Below are 24,814 nucleotides of genomic sequence, written 5' to 3' on the forward strand. Positions count from 1 at the left end.
GTGGTCCGGGGTGCTGTGTTCGGCGAGGTGCAGCAGCTCGTACAGGGCCCCCGGCGCGTAGATGAGTACCTGCTCGTGGAGGGCTATGAGCAGCAGGCGATCTCCGGTGTCGAGGTGGATTCTGGCTCGGATTGCCGCCGGTATCCGGAAGTGGCGGTGACGGTCGAGCCGGTGTTTCGACGATTCGGCCGCGGCAGTGAGTATCAGCGCGGGGCCACGGACCGTCGGGTGGAGGTGGTGGCCGGGGTGCCATCCGAGGCGCTCGAAGACCGACGAGGCCGCGAGCCGGCCATCGGCGGTGAGCGTGGAGACAGCGATATACGGCTGTTCGGCCCCGGGGAGATCCCGGTGGATCAGCGGTAGCGGGAGCTGTACTGGGTGAGCGCGTGATGTGCTGGGTGGGAAGTAGTGCACCATTCGGTCCTCGATCGGCGTGTGACGCGAGTCGAGTCCCCTGCTCATTCCATAGAAGCCGAAAAACGGTCCGTGCGCCACCCCGACGGCAGTTCGCGGCGTGCGCAGGCGGAAGGAATTGGCCGGTCTGCGGTGGCCGCGGGTGATGTCACGAGGCCTTCGCCGACTGCCGGTGAGGCGGTGGCCTTCTGGGGATGCCGGGGTGGTCAGGGTCCGATGTCGTGGGGAGGCTGAATCGTCGGGTCGTGGTGCCCGAGATCGTGGGGTTCGACGCTGTTCTCACCCGTGGGGTCCGTAGCGTGACGATTTTTCCGTTCGGCTGCCAGTTGGTCGGGCGTGAGGTGGTGACGGCGGTCCCGCTCTGCGTGGAGACCGTCGAGTTGTGCACGCAGCCGAGAACTTTCGCTCGGTTCATCCGAGGAGAACAGGAACGTGTAGGTGTCGGCGAGGGTGAGACGCTGGTGCAGGTCGTCGATCTGCTGGATGAGTTCGGTGTCGGTCAGGGTGCGCAGTGGCTCGTCGAACGGATCCTCGGGTGCGGTGTCCGGTATCGGGTCGGCGGGAGATACCGGTGCTGAGCCGATATCGGTGTGCAGCAGTGCTTCGGCGCGCCAGGCCAGCGCGGTGGTGAGTTGGTGGGGGCGGATGCTGCCGGTGTCGGCTTGGCCGCCGAGGAGCAGTTCGTAGGCGGTGGCAAGGATATCGCGGGGTGTCCAGCCGCTGGCGGTGGCGTGATCGATGGCGGCGACGAGGCGTGGCCAGGCCGGATCGTTGATCAGGAGGTCGGCGGTGTCGGTGCCGAGGAGTTCGGCCAGTTGTGGTGTCCAATACGGCCTCAGGGCGTCGGTGGTGGTGTGCAGCGCGGCGGGTTCGATCTGCAGGCGTGACCACAGTGCGGCAGCGGGCATGTCGTCGGGCAGTGGCCGGCTGGCGGCGGCGGTGCCGAGGAGGGTTTCGATGGGGAGGCCGGCGCGGGCAGCGAGGTCGATCTTGTCGGCGAGGACCGGCCAGTACGGGTCGGTGAGCAGGCGGGCGTCGAGGCGTTTGGCCAGGGCGGACCAGGTATGGGTGGCGTAGTGGAGATCACCGATGGTGTCGGTGACGCGGGCGTCGAGTAGCTGCTGGTAGATGCGTTCCAGGGCGGGGTAGCGCGGCGGTCCGGTCGGGCGAGTGTCGGTGTCGTCGATGTGGTGGGCGGCACGCCAGACGGCGAGGTCGGCGAGGAGGCGGGGGTCGCTGTGCAGCAGCGGTTGTGCCCACCTGGGTGCGGTGACGGGTGTCCAGGCGGCGGTGTCGTGGGCGATCTGGGCGGCGAGGTCGGCGATGATGTGCGCGCGGGCGTGCAGGTGTTCGGAACCGAGGGCGTTGGGGAAGCAGTGGGTCCAGGGCAGGGGTCCGGTTCCGGTGGAGTGTCTTCCGGTGGGATCGAGACGTCGGTCGAGGACGGCGGCGATGTCGGTGGCGGTGTCGAGTTCGCGTTCGGTCGCGGCCATGTGCAAGGCGGCGACGGGGTCGCGGCCTCGGGTGGCGAGGATGGCGAGGTGCTGACGGAGGACAGGGTAGGAGGGGCTGTCGGTGAGGTGGGGGTCGATGGTTTCGGCGGCGGCGTCGAGGCGGGCGAGGACGGTGTCGCCGACGGCGTGTTCGGCGGCCATGCCGACGGCGTCGAGGTAGATGTCCACGGCCCGACCCAGTCGCCGCGCCGGGTCGAGGGCTGTGCGTAGCTCGGCGTACGGGGACATCGGGGTGGTGTCGCGGCCGAGGATCCGGCAGAGGATTTCGACGGCGGTGCGGGGGAGCACGGCGGGTTCGGTCCAGAAGGAGGCTTCGCTGCCGTCGAGGGCGGTGGGGACGTAGGCGTGGTTGGCGTGGACGCCGCGGGTCAGGGCGACGTAGAGCTGGTTGTGGGTTTCGCGGCCGGTGAGGGCGACGTGGCAGGTGTCGACGGTCAGCCCTTGTGCGGCGTTGATGGTGACGGCGTAGCCGAGGCGGACATGTGCGCGCAAATAGTCGGCCGGGAGGTGCACGGTGCCGGGCCGGAGGTGGCCGGCGTGCAGGCGGCGGGCGGTGAGGCTGCCGTCGGGATGGACGGTGGTGACGGTCCACCGGTAGCCGTTGCGCACCCAGTCGGTGTCACCGACGCGCAGCCGGGGATTGTTGCGGCGGGTGCAGATGAGGTCACCGGCGGAGGCGTAATTGGTGTCGGACAGCAGCGTGTTCGGTCCGGGCGGGTGGTGGGTGCGGGCGAGGCGGTCGCTACGGGCGCGGTGGTTGAGTTCGCGGACGATGTCGTGGGTCGGGGCGAGCATGAGGGCGTCGTGGCCGCTGATGTGGTCGTCGATCCAGGCGGTGTAGGCGTCGTCGCAGGTGGCGGCCGGGCTGCCGGTGTGGATGCGGCCGTTGTCCAGATACCAGCCGAGCCCGGCGGGGTCACCGTCGCGGAGTTGCAGGCAGGCGGCGGCTTCTCCGGGGGAGGCGAACCGGACGACCTGTGTCAAGGTGGCGGGGGGATTGGCCTCGGCCATGTCGGTTGCGGCGTCGGCGGCGTCGATGGCGGGTAGCTGCCGGTCGTCGCCGAGGCAGCGGACGGTCGCGTCACGCGAGGCCAGGAACTCCAGCAGCCGTACCCGTTTCGCGTCCGCGAGCTGGATGTGCTCGTCGACGAGGACCAGGGTCGACGGACCTATGTCGAGGACCCATTGTGGCAGCGGAGGCGGTCCTCGACGATCGGTGTCGTGTGCGTGGCCGGGGGTGTGGGCGGCGAGGACGGTGAGGAGTTTGTCGACGGTTTCGGCACGGGCACTGGTGGATTCGCGGAGCACGTCGGCGGCGGCCGCGGTCGGGGTGAGCCCGACAACGGTGCCGCCGCTGCGGTGCCAGGCGTCCACCAGCACTCGCATCGTGGTGGTTTTGCCGGTGCCGGCGGGTGCGTTCGCGGTATGGATCCGCATCGGTGAGTGCGCGAACATGGTCAGGACAGCCAGTTGGCCTTCGTTGAGTTGCCGGTCTCGATGGGCCGGATCGCGCTGGTAGGCGTCGACTGCGGCGGCCAGCACGTCCGGGGTGAGCGCGCGGCCGCCGGGCTGTAGCGACAGGTCGATCAGTCGCGCACCGATATCGAGGGCTGAGGCGGTGGTGTAGTGCTGCGCTCCGGCGACGGCGTGGACGCTGCTGCCGTCGCGATGCGCGAACATCGCCGGCACCCGGCGTAGGACCGGATGCGCGGCGGCGTCGGGATTGCCGCGCGCGATCACCCGTGACGGCGACAACGCTTCGCGTTCCAGCTGATCGGCGATGACATCGACGTCGTGTGGGGCGACCCGGCCCCGGATGTGCCGCTCGATCTCGCTGCGCAGATGATGCCGCTGCCATACCGACCGTTGCGCCGACACCTGCGCCACCACCCGGTCGGCGGCAGCGGTCAGCCAGGCACGATCGGTCACCGGACGTTCGCGCTGCGAGCCATTGGTCACAGCGGACAGCATGTGGGCCAGCGCATCCCGGCCGCCGAGGATGGTGGCGGCGTGAGCACGCCAGTCGGCGTGCTGCTCCGCGCGGGTGCGTAGCCCGTGTTTGGCGGGTCGGGTTTCGAGGGTGGCGCGTTCGGCCAGCCGGTACATTTCCGCGGGCATCGGCTCCCGCCCGAGTTGCTGCTGGAAGGCGACGGACAGTTCGCCGAGCCGGCGCGTGATCGCGGCATCGCGCTGCGACCAGTGCTCGATCAGCTCCATCGGAATGCCGACGATTTCACGGATCGGCCGCTTCGAGGGATCGGTTCCCGGGCGTTCGGTGAATGTCACGCCCAGCAGACGTTCGAGGTGGGCCTCGAGACGGGTGTTGTAGATCTCGCTGACGGTGACCACAGCCCGGTAGATCATGGCGCCGTCGAGGGTGCGCCAGCGGCCGTCGAGGGTACGGACCCGGTTCGCGATCAAAACGTGGGTGTGCAGATCCGGGTCCCCACAGCGGCTGTCGCGGTGCAGGAATCGCGCGGCGACCATTCCCTCCACCTCCACCTGCCGGACTCCGTTGCGGCCCAGCCGGGTGTAGAGGGCGTGCTGTTGCAGCCACGTGAGCGCGTCGTCGACCGCCGCCTCGTGCGCGGCCTGGACCAGGTCGCCGGTCTCTCGTGGTGCGACCGCCCACAGCACCGACACCGATTTCACCGGCGAGAAGGTGATGTCGAACCCCGCGACCGCCGCCGAGGACGGGCGGGAAATCTGTGCCACCCAGCCTGACAGTTCACGCTGATCGAGCGGTGCGCGACCGTACCGGTCGGCGAACATCTCCCGCGCCACACGGGTCCGCAGGCGAGCACGGTCGGCCTCGGGGATCGCCGCGTGCGGATCGTGGCCTCGCGCAGTGTTGAAGGCGGCGAACGCTTCTGCTGATCGCCGCCGGAATTCGGAACCGCCGGAATACATTCGATAGGGGTTGCCCAGCCGTGATGCCCGCTCGGCCGCACGTGTCGCCTCTCCGGGTTTCGCGCCCGCGGCGATCTCGGCCGTGATCACCTGGGCCTCGATCGCATCGGCGTTCGGATGTCGGCCGACACCCCACAGGGCCTTCATCTGCGCCTCGGTGACCTCGTCTCCGGGCTGGATTCCCAACGCGGACAAGCCGTCACCGTGCCAGCGGCCCGGGGCTTCACCTCGGGCGCTGTAGTAGTCGGACAGGCTCGACGAGCCTCGGTCGGACACGTCGTAGGCGGCGGTCTGACGGAGGTAGTACAGGTAGCCGTTGCCTGCCATCACCTTGTGCAGCGTCGCTGTCACCCTTCCAGCGAACGCTCGATGACAGGTTTTGGCGAGCCCTAGTATATACACTGAAATTGTCGAATTAGTAAAATCCTTAGGTGTTTACGAAATTGTGATCCTGAATGCAAGAGGTCTGCCTGTCGTGAATTGAGATGTGGGCGTTGTGCATCGAATATCAGCAGGTTGGGTGAGTCTGTGGCATGGATCGGTATGACTGGTGATGTCTGCGTGATCAGAGGTGAGTATCGGTGGTGTAGAAGGTGTCTCAGGATCTCCGGTTTCAGCACGTCAGCGCGGCGCGACGACCGCCGATGCGTCTCGGCGGGAAGCGCGGCCGGTGAGCGCGAACCGAGGACGACCTGACCTGGACGGCGGCCCGCCGGAGCCGGCCGCGCGGCAGTGAGCGTCGATCGTGCAGGATGCCGGTGCTCTCGCCGAACCTGCCCAACGGCTGCCGTCGTCGTGCCGATCGAAGAGGCGCAGTGCGCGGCGGACAGCGGCGATGATGACCTGATGGGCAATCTCCTGGTGTTGATCAACGGTTTGCCCGGTGCCGGTAAAACGACACTGGGGCGAGCGCTTGCCCCGGTCCTGAACGCGCGATTGTTGTCGAAGGACGCCGTCAAGGAAGCGCTGGCGTCCTGCCTGGACAACGCCGACGACATCCCGGCGTTGGGCGGGATCGCGATGGATACGGTGTGGGCTCTGGCCCGCGCGATTCCGTCCAACGTGGTCGTCGACTCGTGGTCGTTCAGGCCGCGCGATCTCGGCTTCGCGAGGATGGGAATCGAGATGGTCGGCGCCGACCGTGTCGTGGAGATCTGGTGTGATGTCCCGGCCACCGTCGCCAGGAAGCGGTACCGGAGCCGGCGCCGGGCCGCCGTCCACCGTGACGAACAGCGTCTGGCCGACGACTGGGACACCTGGGCCGAGCACGCCGCGCCGTTGGGCCTGGCCGCGACCGTCTTCGTCGACACCACCGGACCGGTCGACTGTGCCGTCCTCGCCGAGCAGGTCGACCGTGTCGGCAGCGCACCGTGGTGACGACCGGAACCGACGTCACTGCACAGGATCCGGCCGCGGCGGACCGACAACCTTCTCCGCCGTCACCGGAAGGCGGCCGGATGTGGTGGCGCAGGAATTCGATTCGCGTGCTGCCGGTGCCGGGTCACGGTGCGCCGGTGGCGGCGCGTCCATACTCCGAGGGCGCGGTGGCTGCTCGGTGGCTGCCGTGTGGTCGGTCAGCGTGGCCGCGAGGCGGAGGATTCTGCTGACGCCGGAGCGGCTGCGGCCCGCTCGGCGTGCGATCGCGCTCGGGGTCAAGCCGTCGTCGTAATGCCAGGCGAGCATCCGGGCCACATCGTCCGGATTCCGGCGGCGCGCCGGGTCACGGTCGCAGATGGTTGTGGCGATGTGCGTCCAGTCGCGCCGCGGCACAGGTGGTCCGGCGTCGGTGCTCTCGGTGTGGGCAACGCCGGTGCCGATTTCGTTGTGCGCACGACTTTCGCCGCTTGTGCTCCGACTTGGGTCGAGTGTGCGCTGCTCGGTGTCCGGCTCGTGCACACGGGTCGTTTGCGCGAGTGCGAGTATCGCCACGGTCGCTTGGGTCATCGAGCCTTCGATGATCGTCGGCCACAGCCATGCCTGTCCTGCCGGGACTGCGGCCAGGATCGCCAGGGCGCGCAGGGCGGTGAACGAAAGCCAGAAGGCCCCGCCGGCGATGAGCACGGTCATGAACGTGGCGACGATGTGCACGCCGCGGGATCGGGTGTGGGTGCGCAGGAGAACGGTCACGCCGTGCACGGCCGCGATCAACGCGATGGGCGGGACGACCGCGACACCGGCGGCCAGACCGGGCAGGGTGTGGGCGTGAAGGACAGCGTGAACGGCGTTGCCGGTCACGCTGACACCAGCGGCCGTGGTCAGCACGCACCAGAAGAAGACGTGTGCACGAGCGTGATGGATGTCCGGAGCAACGGGGTGTGCCGGGCCGGGGTGTGGTGCCCGCGCCGCAGCCGTGGAACGTCGGGACATGGTGGGGTCCTGTTCGGGCGGTGATGGGTCGGCCGTGCGCGCACTGTGCGCACGGCCGACCGGTTCACCGCTGATCGGTGTGCGCGGACACCAGCGGATGTGGTTCGCCGGTGAGCACTGCGACGGCGGTCGCGATCTCGAGGAGGCTGGCTTTCACATAGGTCGCTGTCACGCTGCCGCCTTTGCCGTCGCGGTGTCCGGCGAAGGCGTGGGCGATGGCGTAGCTGTAGGTTCGCTCGACCCAGGTGAGGGTGGTGTGGCGCAGCCAGTGTGTGGTGATGCCCTGGACGGCCACCCACGGCAGTTCGACGCCGACGCGCGCCCACAGGGTGTCGTAGCGGCGGCGGGTGATCGGTCGTCCGCTGCTGTAGCGCAGCAGTTGACCGTGGGCCGGTGCATGCCGGTCGTGGGCGTGCTGGAGCAGGTGGCGCATCATGGTGGGCGACACCGGTTGCCAGCGGTCGCTGCATCCTTTCTCACGCAGGTAGAGCAGGCACTGGTCCGGGTCGAGATCGATCGGCCGCAACGCCAACACGCCACCGACACGGCACGCGGTTTCGGTGTGCAGCCGGATCAGCAGGCAGTCCAGCTCAGGATCGTCACTGGTATCGACGACGGCCCGATTGATTTCTGCCAGCCGATGCGAGGGGATCGCGTACCGGTTCGAGGTCCGGCGCAACGGGACCGCCACCTGGCGGGCGGGGTTGTCCGCCGGACGGATCCAGCCCTTGTCTTCGGCGTACCGGTAGACGCAGCGGGTGGCGGTCACGAAATGTTCGGCGGCGCTGGACCCGGTCCCGGAGCGCCGATCGCGGCGGGCACCGGCCTGCACAGCTCGTGACTGTTCCTCCAGGTCGGTTTTCGACACCTCGTCCAGACGCCGGTCGCTCCAGAGGTTCAGCAGGCGCGTGAAGTGAGTGTTGTAGGTGCGCAACGTCCCCGGCGACAGGGTCGCGGCGACCAAGGGGACGATCTCGGCGAAGGTCGGAGCCGGCGCTGCGGAGCCGACGAGGTCGGCAGGCGACAAACCCATCTGCGACAACAACACCCGTGCCGCCGCGATCGCCTCCTGCGATACCTCCGTGGAAGTGGTCACCGGCTCACGTCCTCGAGGAGGTCGAAGCTGGTGGTGAACAGCGTGTCGATCGCCGCGGGCGGGTGGATCGCGAGCCGCCCGCGGGTGACGCGGCCCAGCAACAGGACCCGGTCACCGACGAACAGGTTCACCCGCCGCCGCATCCGGTACGGGATCGCGAAACAGCCACTGCCACGGACGATCACCGGGCCGTCGGTGTCCCGCTCGACCACCAGCACGCCCGCGTCGGCGATCCGGATCCGCAGCCGGGTACCCGGTGCCCAGCCCAGTTTCCGCATGAGGGTCCGGTCCACGACGCGCCCGGCCTGCCCGACCGTCGAGATCCCGACCAGCACGTCCGCTCCGGTCATCGGTGGCCGCACATACACCGGCATCGGACCTCGTGCGGTGGGCGTGGGCGCCGGGACGGATGGCGACGGCGGCAGCGCGGTTGCCGCCGACGAGGGCGGTATCACCGGGGCGATCATCGCCGCACCACCGTGCGAAGCCCGGCGATGGGCAGACGTGCTCGAAACTGCCCCTGGATCGACGCCGGGGCAGGGGAAGTTCGCTGGTAGAAGTACCGCATACAGGTCTCCTCACCGTGTTCGAGCGCCCTCGAACACGCTCGTGCGGGAAACCTCACGAATGCCGAAACCTGGTGCGCGAGGGGGGACTTGAACCCCCACGTCCGAAGACACTGGAACCTAAATCCAGCGCGTCTGCCTATTTCGCCACTCGCGCGTGCTGGTACGACCGTCCAAACTCTACCGGGCTTGACCGAGATCGCGAAGCTCGCCACGAACGTTTCATACTCGCGAGTAGGTCTACCTGGATTTATAACAATTCGGTAACCCTCAATATGAGGGACCCTCAGCTTTCCTTCGCCGGTGTAACCACGGCAGACCAGGCAGTTCAAACATGAGGGAGGGTCATATTTGTGTTTCATTCTTGTACGAACGTACCGGAATACTCGGGGGTAGCCGGACGGCTCAGGGGGAAACGTGAGGCTTTCCTCATGATTTTGTGCCACCCTGGCCAGGTATCGGGTCCGCGGGGCCGCGGGGTGTTCACGGTGTGTGAGCGCCTGGGCCAGGACGAGCCGCCAGAGAAGGAAGTCGAACGTCTTGACGATCAACGAGAGCGCCGGAACGAACGCGAAGGTGGCCCGGGGAGCCGGGCAGAGCTCGAACTCGGGAATCAAGTCGTCACTGCTGGACCGCCTGCTGGCCGGCGAGACCTATGCGCTCGCCTTCGGTGGGCAAGGGGCGCAGTGGCTGCGGGAGCTGGAGGAGATCGGGCGGGACTCCGCGCTCGAGCCCGAGCTCACCGCGCTGGTGAACGAGGCCGCCGCGCTGCTGGAGCCGGTTGCGGACCAGTTGCTGGTGGTCCGGCCCGTGGGCTTCGACCCGGTGGCGTGGATGCTGGAAGACGAGATCGCCGATACGGAGGCCGGGGAGGTCTCCGCTGCTCCGTCGGAGCAGGTGCTGCGGTCGGCCGCCATCTCCATGCCGGGTGTTTTCCTGACCCAGGTCGCGGCGCTGCGGGCGTTGCGGTTGCAGGGGCTGGATTCCGAGCAGCATCCACCCGTCGCGATCGTGGGGCACTCGCAGGGACTGCTGGCCGCCGCGGCCGCCGAGGCCAATGGGGAGCGCGATGTCGAGCTGCTCGCGCTGGCTCAGTTGGTCGGGGCTTCGGCTTCCCTGGTCGCGCGGCGGCGTGGGCTGATTCCGGTCGGGGACAAGTCGTCGATGGTGGCGGTGTCCAATGTCGATCCGGAGCAGTTGCGGGCCGTGGTGGCCGAGGTTTCGGTGGGGGTGGATCCGCAGGCCGCGGCCGTGGTGTCCATTCGCAACGGGCGGCGGCGGGTCGTGCTGTCGGGCACGGTCGCTCAGCTGGAGCGGGTGCGGCAGCGGTGTGCGGAGATCAATGCCGAGCAAACCCGGGATCGGGACGCCAAGAAGCGCGGTGGCGCGGTGTTCGCGCCGGTGTTCGAGGATGTCGAGGTCGAGGTCGCGTTCCATCATCCGGCGCTCGCCGACACGGTCGAGCTCGTGGCGGGCTGGGCCCGGCAGTGCGGGCTGGACACCGAGCTGGCGGCGAAGCTGGCCAAGGCGATCCTGGTGGATCCGGTCGACTGGGTCAGCATCGTGGACTCGACGATCGAGGCGGGGGCGCACTGGATTCTGGATCTCGGGCCCAGTGATCTGCTGAGCCGGTTGACCGTCGGCTCGCTGAAGGGCTCGGGGGTGGGCGTGGTGTCGGCCGCCACCCGGCCGGGGCAGCGCAGTCTGTTCACTCCGGGAGCCGCGCCCGAGGTGGCCGCGCCCTGGACCTCGTTCGCGCCGCAGCCGATTCGGCTGCCCAACGGGCGGATCGTCGTCGAGACGTCGTTCACGCGGCTGACCGGTCGGTCGCCGATCCTGCTGGCGGGTATGACCCCGACCACCGTGGACGCGAAAATCGTTGCTGCCGCGGCCAATGCGGGGCACTGGGCGGAGCTGGCCGGTGGCGGCCAGGTCACCGAGCAGATCTTCGCCGATCGGGTCGCGGAGCTCGGGACGCTGCTGCATCCGGGGCGGGCGGTGCAGTTCAACTCGCTGTTCCTGGATCCCTACCTGTGGAAGCTCCAGCTCGGCGGGAAGCGGCTGGTGCAGAAGGCCCGTGCGGCCGGCGCTCCGCTGGACGGCGTGATCGTCACCGCCGGTATCCCGGAGCTGGACGAGGCCGTCGCGCTGATCGAGGAGCTGTCCGAGGTCGGCATCGCCCATGTGGCGTTCAAGCCGGGCACCGTGGCGCAGATCCGGGCCGTGCTGCGGATCGCGGACGCGGTGCCGGACTACCCGGTGATCATGCACATCGAGGGCGGGCGCGCCGGTGGCCACCACTCCTGGGAGGATCTCGACGACCTGCTGCTGGAGACCTACGCCGAGCTGCGCAACCGCGGCAACGTGGTGGTCTGCGTCGGCGGCGGCATCGGGACGCCGGAGCGGGCCACCGTATACCTGACCGGCGAATGGTCCACCGCGCACGGCTATCCGGCGATGCCGCTGGACGGTGTGCTGGTGGGTACCGCGGCGATGGCGACCCTGGAGGCCACCACCGCTCCCGAGGTGAAGCAGCTGCTGGTCGACACCCCCGGAACTCCCGAGTGGGTCGGGGCGGGCACCGCGTCGGCCGGAATGGCTTCCGGTCGCAGTCAGCTCGGCGCGGATATTCACGAGATCGACAACGCGGCCTCGCGGACCGGTCGCCTGCTGGACGAGGTCGCCGGTGACGGCGAGGCCGTCGCCGCCCGTCGCGCCGAGATCATCGAGGCGCTGAACCGCACGGCCAAGCCGTATTTCGGCGACGTCGCCACCATGACCTATCGGCAGTGGCTGGACCGGTACGTCGAACTGGCCGCATACCTGCCGCATCAGCAGCCGCGCAGCGCGGACTTCGGTAGCGACATCGGTGAGGCGATCGCCGACGCCACCCGGTCGGTCTGGCTGGACATCACCTGGCGGGACCGGTTCGCGGAGATGGTGCGGCGCACCGAATCCCGCCTGAACCCGGCCGACCACGGTGAGATCGCCACCCTGTTCGAGGTGGACAGTGCGTTCGAGGCGCCGGTGGAGGCGCTGGCCGTGCTGGCCGAGCGGTACCCGGCGATCGCCGACACCGTGCTGCATCCGGCCGATGTGCCGTTCTTCGTGTCGCTGTGCAAGATTCCGGGCAAGCCGGTCAACTTCGTGCCGGTTGTCGACGGTGACGTCCGCCGCTGGTGGCGGTCGGATTCGCTGTGGCAGGCCCACGATCCGCGCTACTCCGCCGACGGGGTGTGCATCATCCCGGGCACCGTCGCGGTCGCGGGCATCACCCGCGTCGACGAGCCGGTCGGGGAGCTGCTGGATCGGTTCGAGCAGGCCACCGCGTACTCGCTGATCCGCGGCGGGGTCACCCCGATGGCCGTCGACGGCCGCCGGCGCGCCGAGGTCACCCACGGCGCTCTCGATATCGTGCTGGCCGCTCCCGATGTGCAATGGGCCGGGCGCACCACCCTCAACCCGGTGCATCGCCTGGGCGACCTGGATCGCTGGGTCACCGACGAGAAGGGCGCGATCCACCCGCCGACCGGTGCCACCCTGGAGCCCACCACGGGCCCCGACACCGACAACGCGTACGTCGAGCTGACCGTGCCGCTGTCGGCTCGGGACGCGGTCCGGATCCGGATCACCGTGCCCGCCTCGGTCTACAACGGCGGCGCGCCGGTGATCACCGAGGACGACGCCGATGCCGCCATGTCGGCACTGCTGGGTGTCGCAGCCGGGCAGGCGCTGCCGGAGGTCAAGGGCAGCAACGGGATTCCGGTCGCGCATGCCACGCTGGCCTGGACCCCGGATCTGATCGCCGATCACGCCGGCGTCACCGGCTCGGGCCTGCCCGCCGGACTGAGCACCATCGGCCGTACCGTGCCGGACGTGCTGGTCGGCGCCTGCTGGCCGGCCGTGTTCGCGGCGTTGGGCGCCACGCGGACCGCCGGTGACCGCAGTGTCATCGAGGGCATGCTGGATCTGGTCCACCTGGACCACCGGATCGAGCTGCTCGCCGAATTGCCCGGTGAGCCCGCGGTTCTCGCGGTGCGCGCCGAATCGGCGGGGGTCACCGACACCGATCTGGGCCGGGTGGTCGAGGTGCGGGTCACCGTGGGCGCCATGCGCGATCACGGGCTGGAGGCCCGGCCGGTGGCGAATCTGGTGGAGCGCTTCGCGATTCGCGGCCGCAACGGGGCCGGCTTGCTGGCCGATCCGCCGCGGGCCGCGGGCACCGTGTCCGAGGCCGCCGTGGACACCCCGCGCCGGCGTCGCCGCGACGTGGTGCTGTCCGCGCCGCGGGCGATGGCCGCGTTCGCCGCGGTCTCCGGTGACCACAACCCGATCCACACCAGCGATGCGGCCGCCAAGCTGGCCGGGCTGGGCAGCCCGATCGTGCACGGCATGTGGCTGTCGGCCGCCGCGCAGCACGCGGTGTCGGCGGTCGATCCGTCGGCCGCGCTGCCGCCGCGCACCGTGACCGCCTGGACCACCCGCTTCCTGGGGATGGTCCGGCCGGGCGCGCAGATCGACGTTCGCGTCGAGCGCATCGCCGTCGACACGGGCACCGAGATCGTCGAGGTGTCCTGCCGGACCGGTGGTGATCTGGTGATGACGGCGACGGGCCGGTTGGCCGCGCCGAAGACCGTCTACGCGTTCCCGGGACAGGGCATCCAGACCAAGGGGATGGGCCTCGATGCCCGGTCCCGGTCCAAGGCCGCCAAGGAGGTCTGGGACCGCGCCGACAAGCACACCCGGGAGGCGCTGGGCTTCTCCATCCTCGCGGTGGTGCGCGACAACCCGACCTATCTGAAGGCGCGCGGCGTCGAGTACCGGCACCCGCAGGGCGTGCTGCACCTGACCCAGTTCACCCAGGTCGCGATGGCGACCCTCGGTGTGGCGCAGGTCGCCGAGCTGCGGGAGGCGGGCGCCTTCGTCGAGGGCGCGATGCTGGCCGGTCACTCGGTCGGTGAGTACAACGCGCTGGCCGCCGTCGCCGGGGTGCTGCCGCTGGAGGCGGTGCTGGAGGTGGTGTTCCAGCGCGGTTCCGCGATGCACGAGCTGGTGCCGCGGGATGCGCAGGGCCGCAGCGACTATCGGATGGCCGCCATCCGGCCGTCCCAGGTCGGGCTGCCGGATGCCGAGGTCGTGGACTTCGTCGCCGGGGTCGGTCAGGCCGCCGGTGAGTTCCTGGAGGTCGTCAACCTGAACCTGCGCGGCTCGCAGTACGCGATCGCCGGCACGGTGGCGGGCCTGGAGGCGCTGGAGGACGAGATCGAGCGCCGCCGTGCGGAATTCGGCGGCAAGCGGGCCTTCGTGCTGGTGCCCGGCATCGACGTGCCGTTCCACTCGACCGTGCTGCGCGAGGGTGTGCCGGAGTTCCGGACCAAGCTCGAGGAGCTGCTGCCGCAGGACGTGCATCCGGAAATCCTTGCCGGACGCTACATTCCGAACCTGGTGCCGCGGCCGTTCTCGCTGGAGCGCGAATTCATCGCCGAGATCGCCGATTACGTGCCCTCGCAGCCGCTGCGGGACGTGCTGGCCGACTGGGACTCCTGGGCGGCCCGTCCGACCGAGCTGTGCCGCGTCGTGCTGATCGAGCTGCTGGCCTGGCAGTTCGCCAGCCCGGTGCGCTGGATCGAGACCCAGGACCTGCTGTTCGGTGAGCTGGATGTCGAGCGGTTCGTCGAAATCGGTTTGGCCGCAACGCCGACCGTGGCGAACCTGGCCTCCAACACGCTGAAGCTGCCGCAGTTCACCACCGCCCGGGTCGAGGTGCTCAACATCGAGCGCGAGGCCGCCGTGGTGTTCTCCACCGACACCGATCCCGCGCCGGTCGACGAGCCGGAAGAGGTTGTCGCCGAGACCAGTTCGGCTCCGGCCGCGGCTGCCGCCCCCGTGGCCGCCGCTCCGGTCGCTGCCTCCGGTGGCCCGCGTCCCGACGACATCTCCTTCACCGCCGCCGACGCCACCCGCGTGCTGATCGCGCTGTGGACCAAGCTGCGGCCGGATCAGATCGGCCCGGTGGACACCATCGAGGGCCTGTGCGACGGCGTGTCCTCGCGCCGCAACCAGCTGCTGGTCGACCTCGGCTCGGAGCTGTCGCTGGGCGCCATCGACGGCGCCGCCGATGCCGACATGGGCGCCCTGGCGGCGACCGTGCAGCGGCTGGCCCGCACCTACAAGCCGTTCGGCTCGGTGCTGTCCGACGCCATCGGCGACCACCTGCGCAAGGTGTTCGGCCCGTCCGGCAAGCGTCCGGCCGCGATCGCGGATCGGGTGAAGAAGGTCTGGCAGCTCGGCGACGGCTGGGCCCACCACGTGACCGCCGAGGTGTCGCTCGGCACCCGCGAGGGCGCCAGCGTCCGCGGCGGTGACCTCGGTGGCCTGGTGTCCGGTGCGCCGGCCGACGGCGGCGCCGTCGACGCCGCGATCGACGCCGCCGTGCAGGCGGTCGCCGCGCGGCGCGGTATCAGCGTGGCGCTGCCCGCGGCCGGCGGTGGCGGCGGCGCCACCGTGGACGCCGCGGCGCTGGGTGAGTTCACCGAGCAGATCACCGGCAAGGACGGCGTGCTGGCCACCGCGGCCCGGGTGGTGCTGGAGCAGCTCGGCCTCGCCGAGCAGGTCTCCGCGCCGGAGAGCAGCGACGATTCGCTGGTCGATCTGGTCTCGGCCGAACTCGGTTCGGACTGGCCGCGATTGGTCGCACCGGTCTTCGACGCCAAGAAGGCCGTCCTGGTCGACGACCGCTGGGCCAGCGCCCGCGAGGATCTGGCCCGGCTGTGGCTCGGCGACGACGCGGAGATCTCCGACAGTGCCGTGGACGGTTTCCGCGGTGCCGGCGAAGCCGTTGCGGCGCAGGCCGGTTGGTGGCGTGAGCGCGCGATGGGGGAGGCCCGCTCGGTGCTGGCCGGAACCTACGAGCGGATCGCCGCGGCGGCGGTCGACACCGCGCAGCCCGGCATCTGGTCGGACGAGGTCGCCGTGATCACCGGCGCCAGCAAGGGTTCCATCGCGGCGGCGGTCACCGGGCGGCTGCTCGGTGGCGGCGCGACCGTGGTGGTCACCACCTCCAAGCTCGACGACAACCGGCTGGCCTTCTACAAGCAGCTGTACCGCGACAACGCCCGCCACGGCGCGGCGCTGTGGGTGCTGCCCGCGAACATGGCCTCCTACCAGGACATCGACGCGCTGATCGAGTGGGTCGGCACCGAGCAGACCGACAACGCCGGTGGCGCGAAGGTGCTGGTGAAGTCCGCCTTGCAGCCCACGCTGCTGCTGCCCTTCGCCGCGCCCCGCGTGGCCGGTGACCTCTCCGACGCCGGCGCTCGCGCCGAGATGGAGATGCGGGTGCTGCTGTGGTCGGTGGAGCGCCTGATCGGCGGCCTGTCGAAGATCGGCGCCGACCACGACGTCGACGCGAAACTGCATGTGGTGCTTCCCGGTTCGCCGAACCGCGGCATGTTCGGCGGCGACGGCGCCTACGGCGAGGCCAAGGCCGCGCTGGACGCCGTGGTCGTCAAGTGGCGGGCGGAGAAGTCGTGGTCGCGCCGGGTCACCCTGGTGCACGCGCTGATCGGCTGGGTGCGCGGCACCGGGCTGATGGGTGGTAACGATCCGCTGGTCGCCGCGGTGGAGAAGGCCGGGGTGCAGACCTGGTCGACCGTCGAGATGGCCGACGAGCTGCTGAAGTGGGCCGGTGAGCGGGCCCGCCGCGTCACCGCCGACGGACCGCAGACCATCGACCTGACCGGTGGCCTGGCCAACGCCAAGCTGGATCTGCCCGCACTGGCCAAGCAGCGCGAGGCCGAACTCGAGGCGGAATCGGCTGTGGCGGTGCAGGAGAACCGGACCATTCCGGCGCTGCCGGCCCCGCCGACCCAGTCGTCGGCGCTGCCGGTGCCGCAGTGGGGCACGGTGACCGCCGATCTCGCCGACATGGTGGTCATCGTCGGCGCCGCCGAACTCGGCCCGTGGGGTTCCTCGCGCACTCGCTTCGAATTCGAGGTCGAGGACCGGCTGACCGCCGCGGGCGTGCTGGAGCTGGCCTGGACCACCGGCCTGGTGGTCTGGGAGAACGAGCCCAAGGCCGGCTGGTACGACGTCGCCTCCGGTGACTACGTCGACGAGTCGGAGCTGGTGGACCGCTACCACGACATCGTGGTCGAGCGCTGCGGCGTGCGCCGCTACGTGAACGACGGCGCCATGATCGAGAACGCGGCCCCGCTGCTCACCTCGGTGTTCCTCGACAAGGATCTGACCTTCGTGGTCACCAGCGAGGCGGAGGCGCGGTCGTTCCTCGCCGCCGATCCGGAGCACACCGTGGTCGCCCCGGTCGCCGATTCCGGCGACTGGCAGGTGACCCGTAAGGCGGGCACCGAGATTCGGGTGCCGCGCCGGGCCAAGCTGTCGCGGACCGTCGGCGGCCAGATCCCCACCGGCTGGGATCCGACCAAATACGGCATCTCCGCCGACATGGCCGGCTCCATCGACCGGGTGGCGCTGTGGAACATCGTCTGCACGGTGGACGCGTTCCTGTCCTCGGGCTTCACCCCGGCCGAGCTGATGAGCTGGGTGCACCCGGCGCTGGTCGCCAACACCCAGGGCACCGGCATGGGCGGCATGTCCTCCATGCGGTCGCTGTACATCGACAACCTGCTCGGTGAGCCGCGGGCCAACGACATCCTCCAGGAGGCGCTGCCGAACGTGGCGCTGGCGCACGTGGTGCAGTCCTATGTGGGCAGCTACGGCGGCATGATCCACCCGGTCGCGGCCTGCGCGACCGCGGCGGTGTCGGTCGAGGAGGGTGTGGACAAGATCCGCCTCGGCAAGGCCGACGTGGTGGTGGCCGGTGGCTACGACGATCTCGGTATCGAGGGCATCGTGGGCTTCGGTGACATGTCCGCCACCGCCGATTCGGCGGCCATGAGCGCCAAGGGCATCAGCGATCGGTACTTCTCCCGAGCCAACGACCGCCGCCGCGGCGGCTTCGTCGAATCCCAGGGCGGCGGCACGATTCTGCTGGCCCGCGGCGACGTGGCGCTGGCGGCGGGGCTGCCGGTGCTCGGCGTGGTCGCCTACGCGCAGTCGTTCGCCGACGGCGTGCACACCTCGATCCCGGCCCCGGGCCTCGGTGCGCTGAGCGCCGGTCGCGGTGGCGCGGAGTCCCGCCTGGCGGCCGCGCTGCGGAAGCTGGGTGTGGCGCCCGACGAGATCGCGGTGGTGTCCAAGCACGACACCTCCACGGCCGCCAACGATCCCAACGAGTCGGAGCTGCACGAGCGGCTCGCCGACGTGCTCGGCCGGACCGGCGGTGCTCCGCTGTTCGTGATCTCGCAGAAGTCGCTGACCGGGCACGCCAAGGGCGGCGCCGCCGCCTTCCAGCTGATCGGCCTGTGCCAGGTGCTGGAGCAGGGCGTCATCCCGCCGAACCGCAGCCTGGACTGCGTCGACGAGAAGATGCAGCAGTACCCGCACCTGGTGTGGCCGCGGCAGCCGCTGCGGTTCGGAGATCGGTTCGCGCTCAAGGCCGGTCTGGTCACCTCGCTGGGCTTCGGGCACGTGTCCGGGCTGCTGGCGGTGGTGCATCCGCAGGCGTTCATCGAGGCGATCGCCCCGGAGCAGCGCGACGAGTACCTGCGCCGCGCCGAGCAGCGTCAGCTCGACGGCCGGCAGCGGTTCGCCGAATCCATGTGCGGCGGCGCCCCGCTGTACGAGCGGCCGGCCGATCGTCGCCTCGGCGGCGACGGCACCCCGGCGGCCAAGATCCGGCAGCTGGAGGCCGACGTGCTGCTCTCGGATCAGGCGCGGCTCAGCGCGGACGGGGTCTACATCCCGACCGGCTGCACCACCACGCCGGCTCCGCGGTAAGTAGTCACTGCGACAATCGAAATCGCCGTCTCAGCGCGACCGGTGCCCCCGTACCGGTCGCGCTGGTATGTTGCTGCCTGGTATGCCTGCCGCGCGAACACATTCGCCGCACGAACGACGAGGAGCCTCCCCCGCTGTGACCATTCTCGGAATCGGCTTGGACCTGGTGACCATCTCGGAATTCACCGAACAGATCGAACGCACCGGAACCACGATGCTCCGGGAGAGTTTCACCGCCGGTGAGCGTCGCTACTGTGAGGGCCGGGCCACCGATCGCTCCCGCAGCTACGCCGCCCGCTGGGCGGCCAAGGAGGCGGTGCTGAAGGCGTGGGCCTCGTCGCGTTTCGCTCGCAGCCCGCAGATCGGTGACAATCCGTATCCGCTGATCGAGGTCGTCAACGACGCCTGGGGACGGCCCAGCATCAAATTGCACGGCCTCGCAGCCGAATTCCTGCCCCGGGTCCGGGTGCACCTGTCGCTGACCCACGACGGCGATACCGCCGCCGCGATGGTGGTGCTGGAGGATCCGGGCGAACTCGCCGACCTCATCGAGGGGTGAGCGGTCCGGTTGCCCGCCGCGGCAACCGGATTCACACCCTCAGTCCGGGCGCTGCCCGCCCATCCGGGATTCCTTCTCGGCGACCAGCAGATAGGCGACCATCAGCCGCTTGAGCTCGGCGACGGCATCCTCGTGGCTGAGCCCGTCCTGCACGGAGAAGTTCAGCATCGAATAGACCACGTGCACCAGCACCTGCGCCATGATCGCGCGCCGGGCCGGCGGGGTGCGCGGCATCAGCGGGCGCAGCATCTGCTGCACCACGTCGGCGAACTCGTTGAGATGCAGTGCGCCCGTGGCCCGGGTGGACGGGGTGGACTGCATGGCCAGCCACACCTCGCGCCGCGACGGATCGGTCAGCCACAGCCCGGCCAGATGGTCGACGAGCTTGTTCATGTGCCGCAGCCAGTCCATCGACGGGACCTCGCCGTGGAATTCCGACAATTCCTGGGTGACGGCCACCAGATCCTGGCGATTGAGTTCGCAGACGATCACGTACTTGTTGGCGAAGAACTGATAAAGCGTTCCGATCGGAACCTCGGCGCGGGCGGCGACTTCCTCACAGGTGAACGACTCGAATCCGACCTCGACCAGCAATTCCCGCGAGGACTGCAACAGGGCGTCGAACTTGCGCTTGCTGCGTTCCTGGGTGGGGCGGCGGCGGGGCATCAACTCCTGCGGATCGTCCTGCAACTCCACCGCGGGGTCCGGACGCCGTTTCTGCTTCGTCGCCGTGTGCACTTCCACCACATTCACCAGGCTAGCGGTAGCGACACACGGATGACACGCGCCAGTGCCACTGATATTCCGTTTCGTGGCCGCGCGCAGCCCATCCGGGCTGCTACCGGTGACGAACCCCTTCCACATTTTCATTGGAATCCACCTTGCGGAAGGCATTTCTTGTGGCTGTATCCGTGTTGACTTTCGGCGTTTCCACCGAACGCGGCACCGTCCACGCGGTGGCTCTGACCTGCCCCGGCGACGGCCCCGACGGTACGGAGGCGGCCAAGCTGCCCGACCGGGTCGTGGTGCATCGCACGCGCGAGGTCGGCGAGGCCGCCGACCTCGGTGTGCTGGTCGCCGAGATTCTCGCCGAACTGGCCGACGAGGTCGGGCCGGACTCGGAGATCGCCGGCACCGCGGTCACCTATCGCGATTCCGCGCAGCGGCGCGCGATCGTCACCGCCCTCGCGGGCGGGCGCTGGCACGACGCCTCGCTGGTGTCGGCCAGGTCCGCGCATCTGAGCCTGGCCGGCGCGCTGGCCTGGGCCGACGATTTCGACCATCTGATGGTGTGCGAGGTGTCGCCCGGATATCAGGCGTTCACCGTCGTCTCGCCGGATCGCGATCGGGTGCTGGCGACGTTCGCGGCCGCCTGCCCCGCGGTGACGGAGACGGCGCTGCGGCCCGTCGTGACGGCGGCCCGGGATCAGCTGGAGGCCGAGGACCTGCGACCGGACGCGGTGGTGCTGGTCGGTTCGGCGGCCCCGGAGGCGCAGGTCGCCGCGGCATTGAACGCGGGCTTCACCGCACCGGTGATCAAGTCCCGGATGGCCGCGAGCGCGGCGGCGATCGGGGCCGCGCTGGTGGTGCAGCCGGAACCGGCCGCCGCCGCGGGACCGGGCGGACGGCGGCGCGCCGCGCGCGGCAGTACGGCGCTGTTCGCGGCGGCCGGCGTGCTGGCCGGTGGGCTGGTCGTGGGCGGCGCCTACCAGATGTCGGTGTCGCACCGATCCGTCGAGCCGGTCACGAGCGACCCGCAGGTGGCCGCCGAGAACCATCGCGTGCTGCACCAGGCCCCGGAACAGCCGGAAACCCGCCCGGAAGGCGATCAGAGCGCCCCGACCGCGATTCCGGCACCCGGAACCGCCGCCGACCCGTCGACCGGCGCAGGCGACACCGAGACGGTCACCGTCGACCCCTCCGGGCTGCCCTGGAACACGGGCCGCAACGCGACGGCCACCGGACACGGCCGCTGGCCCATGCCGTTGAAGCCCGAGCGGGCGGGCGCGGACGCGGGCACCCCCGCCACGGACCCCGGAGCGGGCAGCCCGGACCCCGGTACGGCCGGGACGAATCCCGGCGCAGCCGGAACGGATTCCGGTACGGCCGGGACGAATACCGGGGCAGCCGGAACGGATTCCGGTACGGCCGGGACGAATACCGGGGCAGCCGGCGCGGATTCCGGGGCCGGTGGAGCCGATACCGGCGCGGGCGGTACCAGCACCGGGGCCGGTGGCGCAGGGGCCTCGAATTCCGGCGCGGGGGGAACGGATGCTGGTGCGACCGCGACGAATTCCGATGCGGCGGCCGGGCGGCACGGTGCAGACACGGGCGCCACCGGCGCGAATTCCGGAGTGGCCGGCGCGGATTCGAGTGCGGCGGGTTCGACCAACGCGGACGCGATGGTCATGATCCCTGCCGCGCAATCCAGTGTCGCCGCCGACACCCCCGGCGAGGGCCTGCTGTTTCCGGGCGAGACGGCCCCGCCCACCCCGGACAACCCCGAGTTCGGTCACTGGCTGGACAACCACTGGCGGATGACGATGCAGGCTGTGCTGTCCGCCATGCCCCGAACCTGATCAGCAGCGCACGACCCGGCCCGCGGCCCACCCGGCCGCGGGCCTTACGTCTTCGGCTCCTACACCGACAGGTCGCGGCGCAGTTTCGCGACGTGGCCGGTGGCGCGCACGTTGTACTGGGCGAGGGCGATCTTGCCCTCCTCGTCGACCAGGAAGGTCGAGCGGATCACGCCGGTGACGGTCTTGCCGTACATGGTTTTCTCGCCGAAGGCGCCCCACTCGGTCAGCACCGCGCGGTCGGGGTCGGACAGCAGCGGGAAGGTGAGCTGCTCGGCGTCGCGGAATTTGGCCAGTTTGGCGGGCTTGTCGGGGGAGATGCCGACGACGTCGATGCCCGCGCCGTCGAGCTCGGCCAGGCTGTCGCGGAAGTCGCAGGCCTGCTTGGTACATCCGGGGGTGCTCGCCGCCGGGTAGAAATACACGATCACCTTGCGGCCGCGATAGTCGGCGAGCGACACCGGTTTACCGTCGGCGTCGGGGAGGGTGAACGCGGGGGCGGTGTCACCGGTAGTCAGGCGGTGGTTCTCGGTCATGACCGAGCACGGTAGCCGACGGCGGTGACAATCACGCAGGCCCGCCACGACATCCCGGCGGTCGGATAAGCGCGGCTAGACTCGCGTGTCGACGGCAGCACACGAGAACACAGGAGACGACGTGGCGAGAGATACCGAGAGTATCGAGCGGGAGATCGAGGCCGCACGCAACCGGCTGGCGAACACACTCGACGAGCTCGCGGTGCGCGCCGACCCGCAGCGGATCGCCGACAACACCAAGCGTGCGATTCTCGCGAAGCTGGACCAGCCGAAGGTGAAGTACAGCCTGATCGGCGCCGGTGCGCTGGTCGTGCTGGTGACGGCGGTGCGGATCTTCCGGCGCTGACCTCGGGCGCTCGAAACACGAACACCCGGTGCGGATTCCGCACCGGGTGTTCCGGTCTCTGCGGCCGGGTGGGTGAATCAGACGGTCGGGCAGGCCATTCCGGTGCCGTCGGGATCCAGGTGCGGCGAGTAGCCGGGCTCGCCGCGGAACAGCGGCGCCCGGCCGGCCGCGCGGGCCTCGTCGCAGTTCTTGAACGTGCCGCCCGCCGAACCGGTCTGGGTCAGACCAGACGAACCGGTGGATCCGATGACATCATCGATCCCGGACGAGCCGGTGCCGGCCGAGCCGGTGATGATGGGGTCGGCCAGTGCGGCCGGGGCGGTGAAAGCAATCGGGGCTGCGAGGGTGATCAGTCCCGCGCCGGTCACGATGAGCCTGCGAACGTTCATGTAGTCCTCGATAGGTTGCGGTGGGTTCGGGCGAGCCGACCGGCGCTCCCCGTTGCGCCCGCCGCCTCGGAGCTGTATCCGGTGACTGCTGGACAGCGGCCCGGCCGCGAGCCGCCGAGTCCACCTTTCTGATGGGCCGCGCCGTTGTCAACTCGGGCGGCCTGAAGCCGCTTACCGGCGAGTCACTCGCCGAGCCGCCGGGCCGCCAGGTGCTCTGCGGGGATCGTACCCATCCGACCGGCCTCGAAATCCTCGATCGCCTCGATGATCTCCTGCTTGCTGTTCATCACGAACGGCCCGTACTGCACCACCGGCTCCCGGATCGGCTCGCCGCCGAGCAGCAGCACCTCCAGATTCCCGGTGGGGGTGTCCTGCCGCGCGTCGGCGGTCACCGTGATCGCGTCGCCGGCGCCGAGCACCGCGAGCTGCCCGGCGCCGATCGGCCGGCCCTCGGTCCCGGCCGTGCCGCTGCCGGACAAGACGTACACCATCGACGAGAAGTGCTGTGGCCAGGGCATTTCCAGCCGGGCTCCGGGGCTGATCGAGGCGTGTGCGTAGGCGATCGGGGTGTAGGTGGATCCAGGACCTTCGAATCCGTCGACCGTGCCCGCGATGAGGCGTACCAGCGCGCCACCGTCGTGCGTGGTGACCAGGGTGAGTTCGCTCGCACGCAGATCCTGGTAACGCGGCGGCGCCATCTTCAGCGCGCGCGGCAGATTCACCCACAGCTGGATGCCGTGAAAGAGGCCGCCGGAGATCACCAGCGGCTCGTCGGGCAGTTCGTCGTGCAGGATGCCGGAACCGGCCGTCATCCATTGGGTGTCGCCCTCGCTGATCATGCCGCCGCCACCGTTGGAGTCGTGGTGGACCATCGTCCCGTCCAGCATGTAGGTGACGGTCTCGAAGCCGCGGTGCGGATGCCAGGGCGCGCCCTTGGCCTCGTACGGCTGATAGGCGACCGGTCCCATCTGGTCGAGCAGGATGAACGGATCGGCCGAGCGCAGATCCATACTCGGGAACGGCCGGGTGACCTGGAATCCGGCGCCCTCGCGCTGGGTCTGCCCGGTGACGACGGCACGCACCGGCCGCTGCCGCTGGGTCTCGGCCGGGCGGGACAGCCGCGGCAGCACCAGGATGTCGTCGACGGTGATGGCGGGCATGGGGACCTCCTCGAACAGGTTTGGTGTCCATGTCAACTAAAAGCTGACTAGGATCATTCCCATGGTGCGATGGCTCTCCGCGGAGGAGCAGACGACCTGGTCGGCGTACATCCGGATGCGGCAGCGGCTGGAGGCCGCGATGACGGCCGGCCTGGCCCGCGACGGGCTCTCGATGCCGGACTACGAGATCATGGTGGCGCTGTCGGCCGCCCCCGGCGGCCGCCTGCGGGCCCGCGATCTGGCGGCGGAGATCTGCTGGGACAAGAGCCGGCTGTCCAAGCACCTGGCCCGGATGGACGCCCGCGGCCTGGTCGAACGCGCCCCCGCCGCCGACGACGCCCGCGGCATCTCGGTCTGCCTGACCGAGCACGGCCGCGACGCCCTGCACCGCGCCGCCCCCAATCACGTCGAACTGGTCCGCGAACTGTTCGTGGACGAGCTCAGCGCCGACGAATCGGTCCTGCTGCGCACCCTGTCCGAGCGTGTCGCCACCGCCGCCGAACGACTCACCGATCTGGACTGA

Annotated in this window: 15 protein-coding genes and 1 tRNA gene; 7 read left to right on the forward strand and 9 right to left on the reverse strand. The window is 70.0% G+C overall.

Annotated elements, in window-relative coordinates:
• Nucleotides 1-15: 15 nt before the first annotated feature.
• Nucleotides 16-363, forward strand: a complete 348-nt coding sequence (locus LBW94_RS36880; protein ID WP_225060461.1) for a hypothetical protein — start codon at nucleotides 16-18, stop codon at nucleotides 361-363.
• Between the two features lie 257 nt (nucleotides 364-620).
• Here the strand turns inward: LBW94_RS36880 and mobF are convergent, their stop codons facing one another.
• On the reverse strand, nucleotides 621-5,189 hold the full coding sequence (mobF, locus tag LBW94_RS36885; RefSeq protein ID WP_225060460.1) for a MobF family relaxase: 4,569 nt from the start codon (nucleotides 5,187-5,189) through the stop codon (nucleotides 621-623).
• 495 nt (nucleotides 5,190-5,684) lie between these two features.
• On the opposite strand from mobF, the gene LBW94_RS36890 reads away from it, so the two are divergent.
• Nucleotides 5,685-6,215, forward strand: coding sequence for an AAA family ATPase (locus LBW94_RS36890; protein ID WP_225060459.1), 531 nt, complete (start codon nucleotides 5,685-5,687; stop codon nucleotides 6,213-6,215).
• A gap of 15 nt (nucleotides 6,216-6,230) precedes the next feature.
• Here LBW94_RS36890 and LBW94_RS36895 read toward each other — a convergent pair whose 3' ends face one another.
• The 4 genes from LBW94_RS36895 to LBW94_RS36910 all read right to left on the reverse strand — a co-directional run bounded on the left by LBW94_RS36895 (nucleotide 6,231) and on the right by LBW94_RS36910 (nucleotide 9,024).
• Nucleotides 6,231-7,205 carry a helix-turn-helix domain-containing protein gene (locus LBW94_RS36895; protein ID WP_225060458.1) on the reverse strand — a complete coding sequence of 325 codons (975 nt, stop codon included), beginning with the start codon at nucleotides 7,203-7,205 and terminating at the stop codon, nucleotides 6,231-6,233.
• 64 nt (nucleotides 7,206-7,269) lie between these two features.
• The gene (locus LBW94_RS36900; protein WP_225060457.1) at nucleotides 7,270-8,301 is read right to left on the reverse strand and encodes a tyrosine-type recombinase/integrase; all 1,032 of its coding nucleotides are present in this window, start codon (nucleotides 8,299-8,301) and stop codon (nucleotides 7,270-7,272) included.
• Nucleotides 8,298-8,651: a hypothetical protein gene (locus tag LBW94_RS36905; protein WP_225060456.1), complete on the reverse strand. Its 354-nt coding sequence runs from the start codon at nucleotides 8,649-8,651 to the stop codon at nucleotides 8,298-8,300. The genes LBW94_RS36900 and LBW94_RS36905 overlap by 4 nt, the downstream gene beginning before the upstream one ends.
• Before the next feature lie 288 nt (nucleotides 8,652-8,939).
• A tRNA-Leu gene (locus LBW94_RS36910) sits at nucleotides 8,940-9,024 on the reverse strand.
• Nucleotides 9,025-9,407: 383 nt separating this feature from the next.
• Between LBW94_RS36910 and LBW94_RS36915 the strand changes: the two genes are divergently transcribed.
• Together LBW94_RS36915 and LBW94_RS36920 are read left to right on the forward strand one after the other, a co-directional pair.
• Nucleotides 9,408-18,725, forward strand: coding sequence for a fatty acid synthase subunit beta domain-containing protein (locus LBW94_RS36915; RefSeq protein ID WP_416277026.1), 9,318 nt, complete (start codon nucleotides 9,408-9,410; stop codon nucleotides 18,723-18,725).
• 136 nt (nucleotides 18,726-18,861) lie between these two features.
• Nucleotides 18,862-19,284, forward strand: a complete 423-nt coding sequence (locus LBW94_RS36920) for a holo-ACP synthase (RefSeq protein WP_225060455.1) — start codon at nucleotides 18,862-18,864, stop codon at nucleotides 19,282-19,284.
• Between the two features lie 39 nt (nucleotides 19,285-19,323).
• Here LBW94_RS36920 and LBW94_RS36925 read toward each other — a convergent pair whose 3' ends face one another.
• Nucleotides 19,324-19,950 (reverse strand): TetR/AcrR family transcriptional regulator, encoded by a 627-nt coding sequence (locus LBW94_RS36925; protein WP_225060484.1) that lies wholly within the window; start codon nucleotides 19,948-19,950, stop codon nucleotides 19,324-19,326.
• Between the two features lie 233 nt (nucleotides 19,951-20,183).
• Here LBW94_RS36925 and LBW94_RS36930 point away from each other — a divergent pair, with 233 nt between their 5' ends.
• On the forward strand, nucleotides 20,184-21,863 hold the full coding sequence (locus LBW94_RS36930; RefSeq protein WP_225060454.1) for a hypothetical protein: 1,680 nt from the start codon (nucleotides 20,184-20,186) through the stop codon (nucleotides 21,861-21,863).
• Nucleotides 21,864-21,922: 59 nt separating this feature from the next.
• Here LBW94_RS36930 and bcp read toward each other — a convergent pair whose 3' ends face one another.
• Nucleotides 21,923-22,396 carry a thioredoxin-dependent thiol peroxidase gene (gene bcp / locus LBW94_RS36935; protein ID WP_225060453.1) on the reverse strand — a complete coding sequence of 158 codons (474 nt, stop codon included), beginning with the start codon at nucleotides 22,394-22,396 and terminating at the stop codon, nucleotides 21,923-21,925.
• A 121-nt stretch (nucleotides 22,397-22,517) separates the two neighbouring features.
• Here bcp and LBW94_RS36940 point away from each other — a divergent pair, with 121 nt between their 5' ends.
• The gene (locus LBW94_RS36940; RefSeq protein ID WP_225060452.1) at nucleotides 22,518-22,742 is read left to right on the forward strand and encodes a DUF3618 domain-containing protein; all 225 of its coding nucleotides are present in this window, start codon (nucleotides 22,518-22,520) and stop codon (nucleotides 22,740-22,742) included.
• A 77-nt stretch (nucleotides 22,743-22,819) separates the two neighbouring features.
• Here the strand turns inward: LBW94_RS36940 and LBW94_RS36945 are convergent, their stop codons facing one another.
• Both LBW94_RS36945 and LBW94_RS36950 read right to left on the reverse strand, forming a co-directional pair.
• Nucleotides 22,820-23,131, reverse strand: a complete 312-nt coding sequence (locus LBW94_RS36945; RefSeq protein ID WP_225060451.1) for an excalibur calcium-binding domain-containing protein — start codon at nucleotides 23,129-23,131, stop codon at nucleotides 22,820-22,822.
• A 182-nt stretch (nucleotides 23,132-23,313) separates the two neighbouring features.
• Nucleotides 23,314-24,291, reverse strand: a complete 978-nt coding sequence (locus LBW94_RS36950; protein ID WP_225060450.1) for a pirin family protein — start codon at nucleotides 24,289-24,291, stop codon at nucleotides 23,314-23,316.
• Between the two features lie 61 nt (nucleotides 24,292-24,352).
• Here LBW94_RS36950 and LBW94_RS36955 point away from each other — a divergent pair, with 61 nt between their 5' ends.
• Nucleotides 24,353-24,814, forward strand: coding sequence for a MarR family winged helix-turn-helix transcriptional regulator (locus LBW94_RS36955; RefSeq protein WP_225060449.1), 462 nt, complete (start codon nucleotides 24,353-24,355; stop codon nucleotides 24,812-24,814).

This window comes from Nocardia sp. alder85J (assembly GCF_020176955.2).
Lineage (GTDB): Bacteria > Actinomycetota > Actinomycetes > Mycobacteriales > Mycobacteriaceae > Nocardia.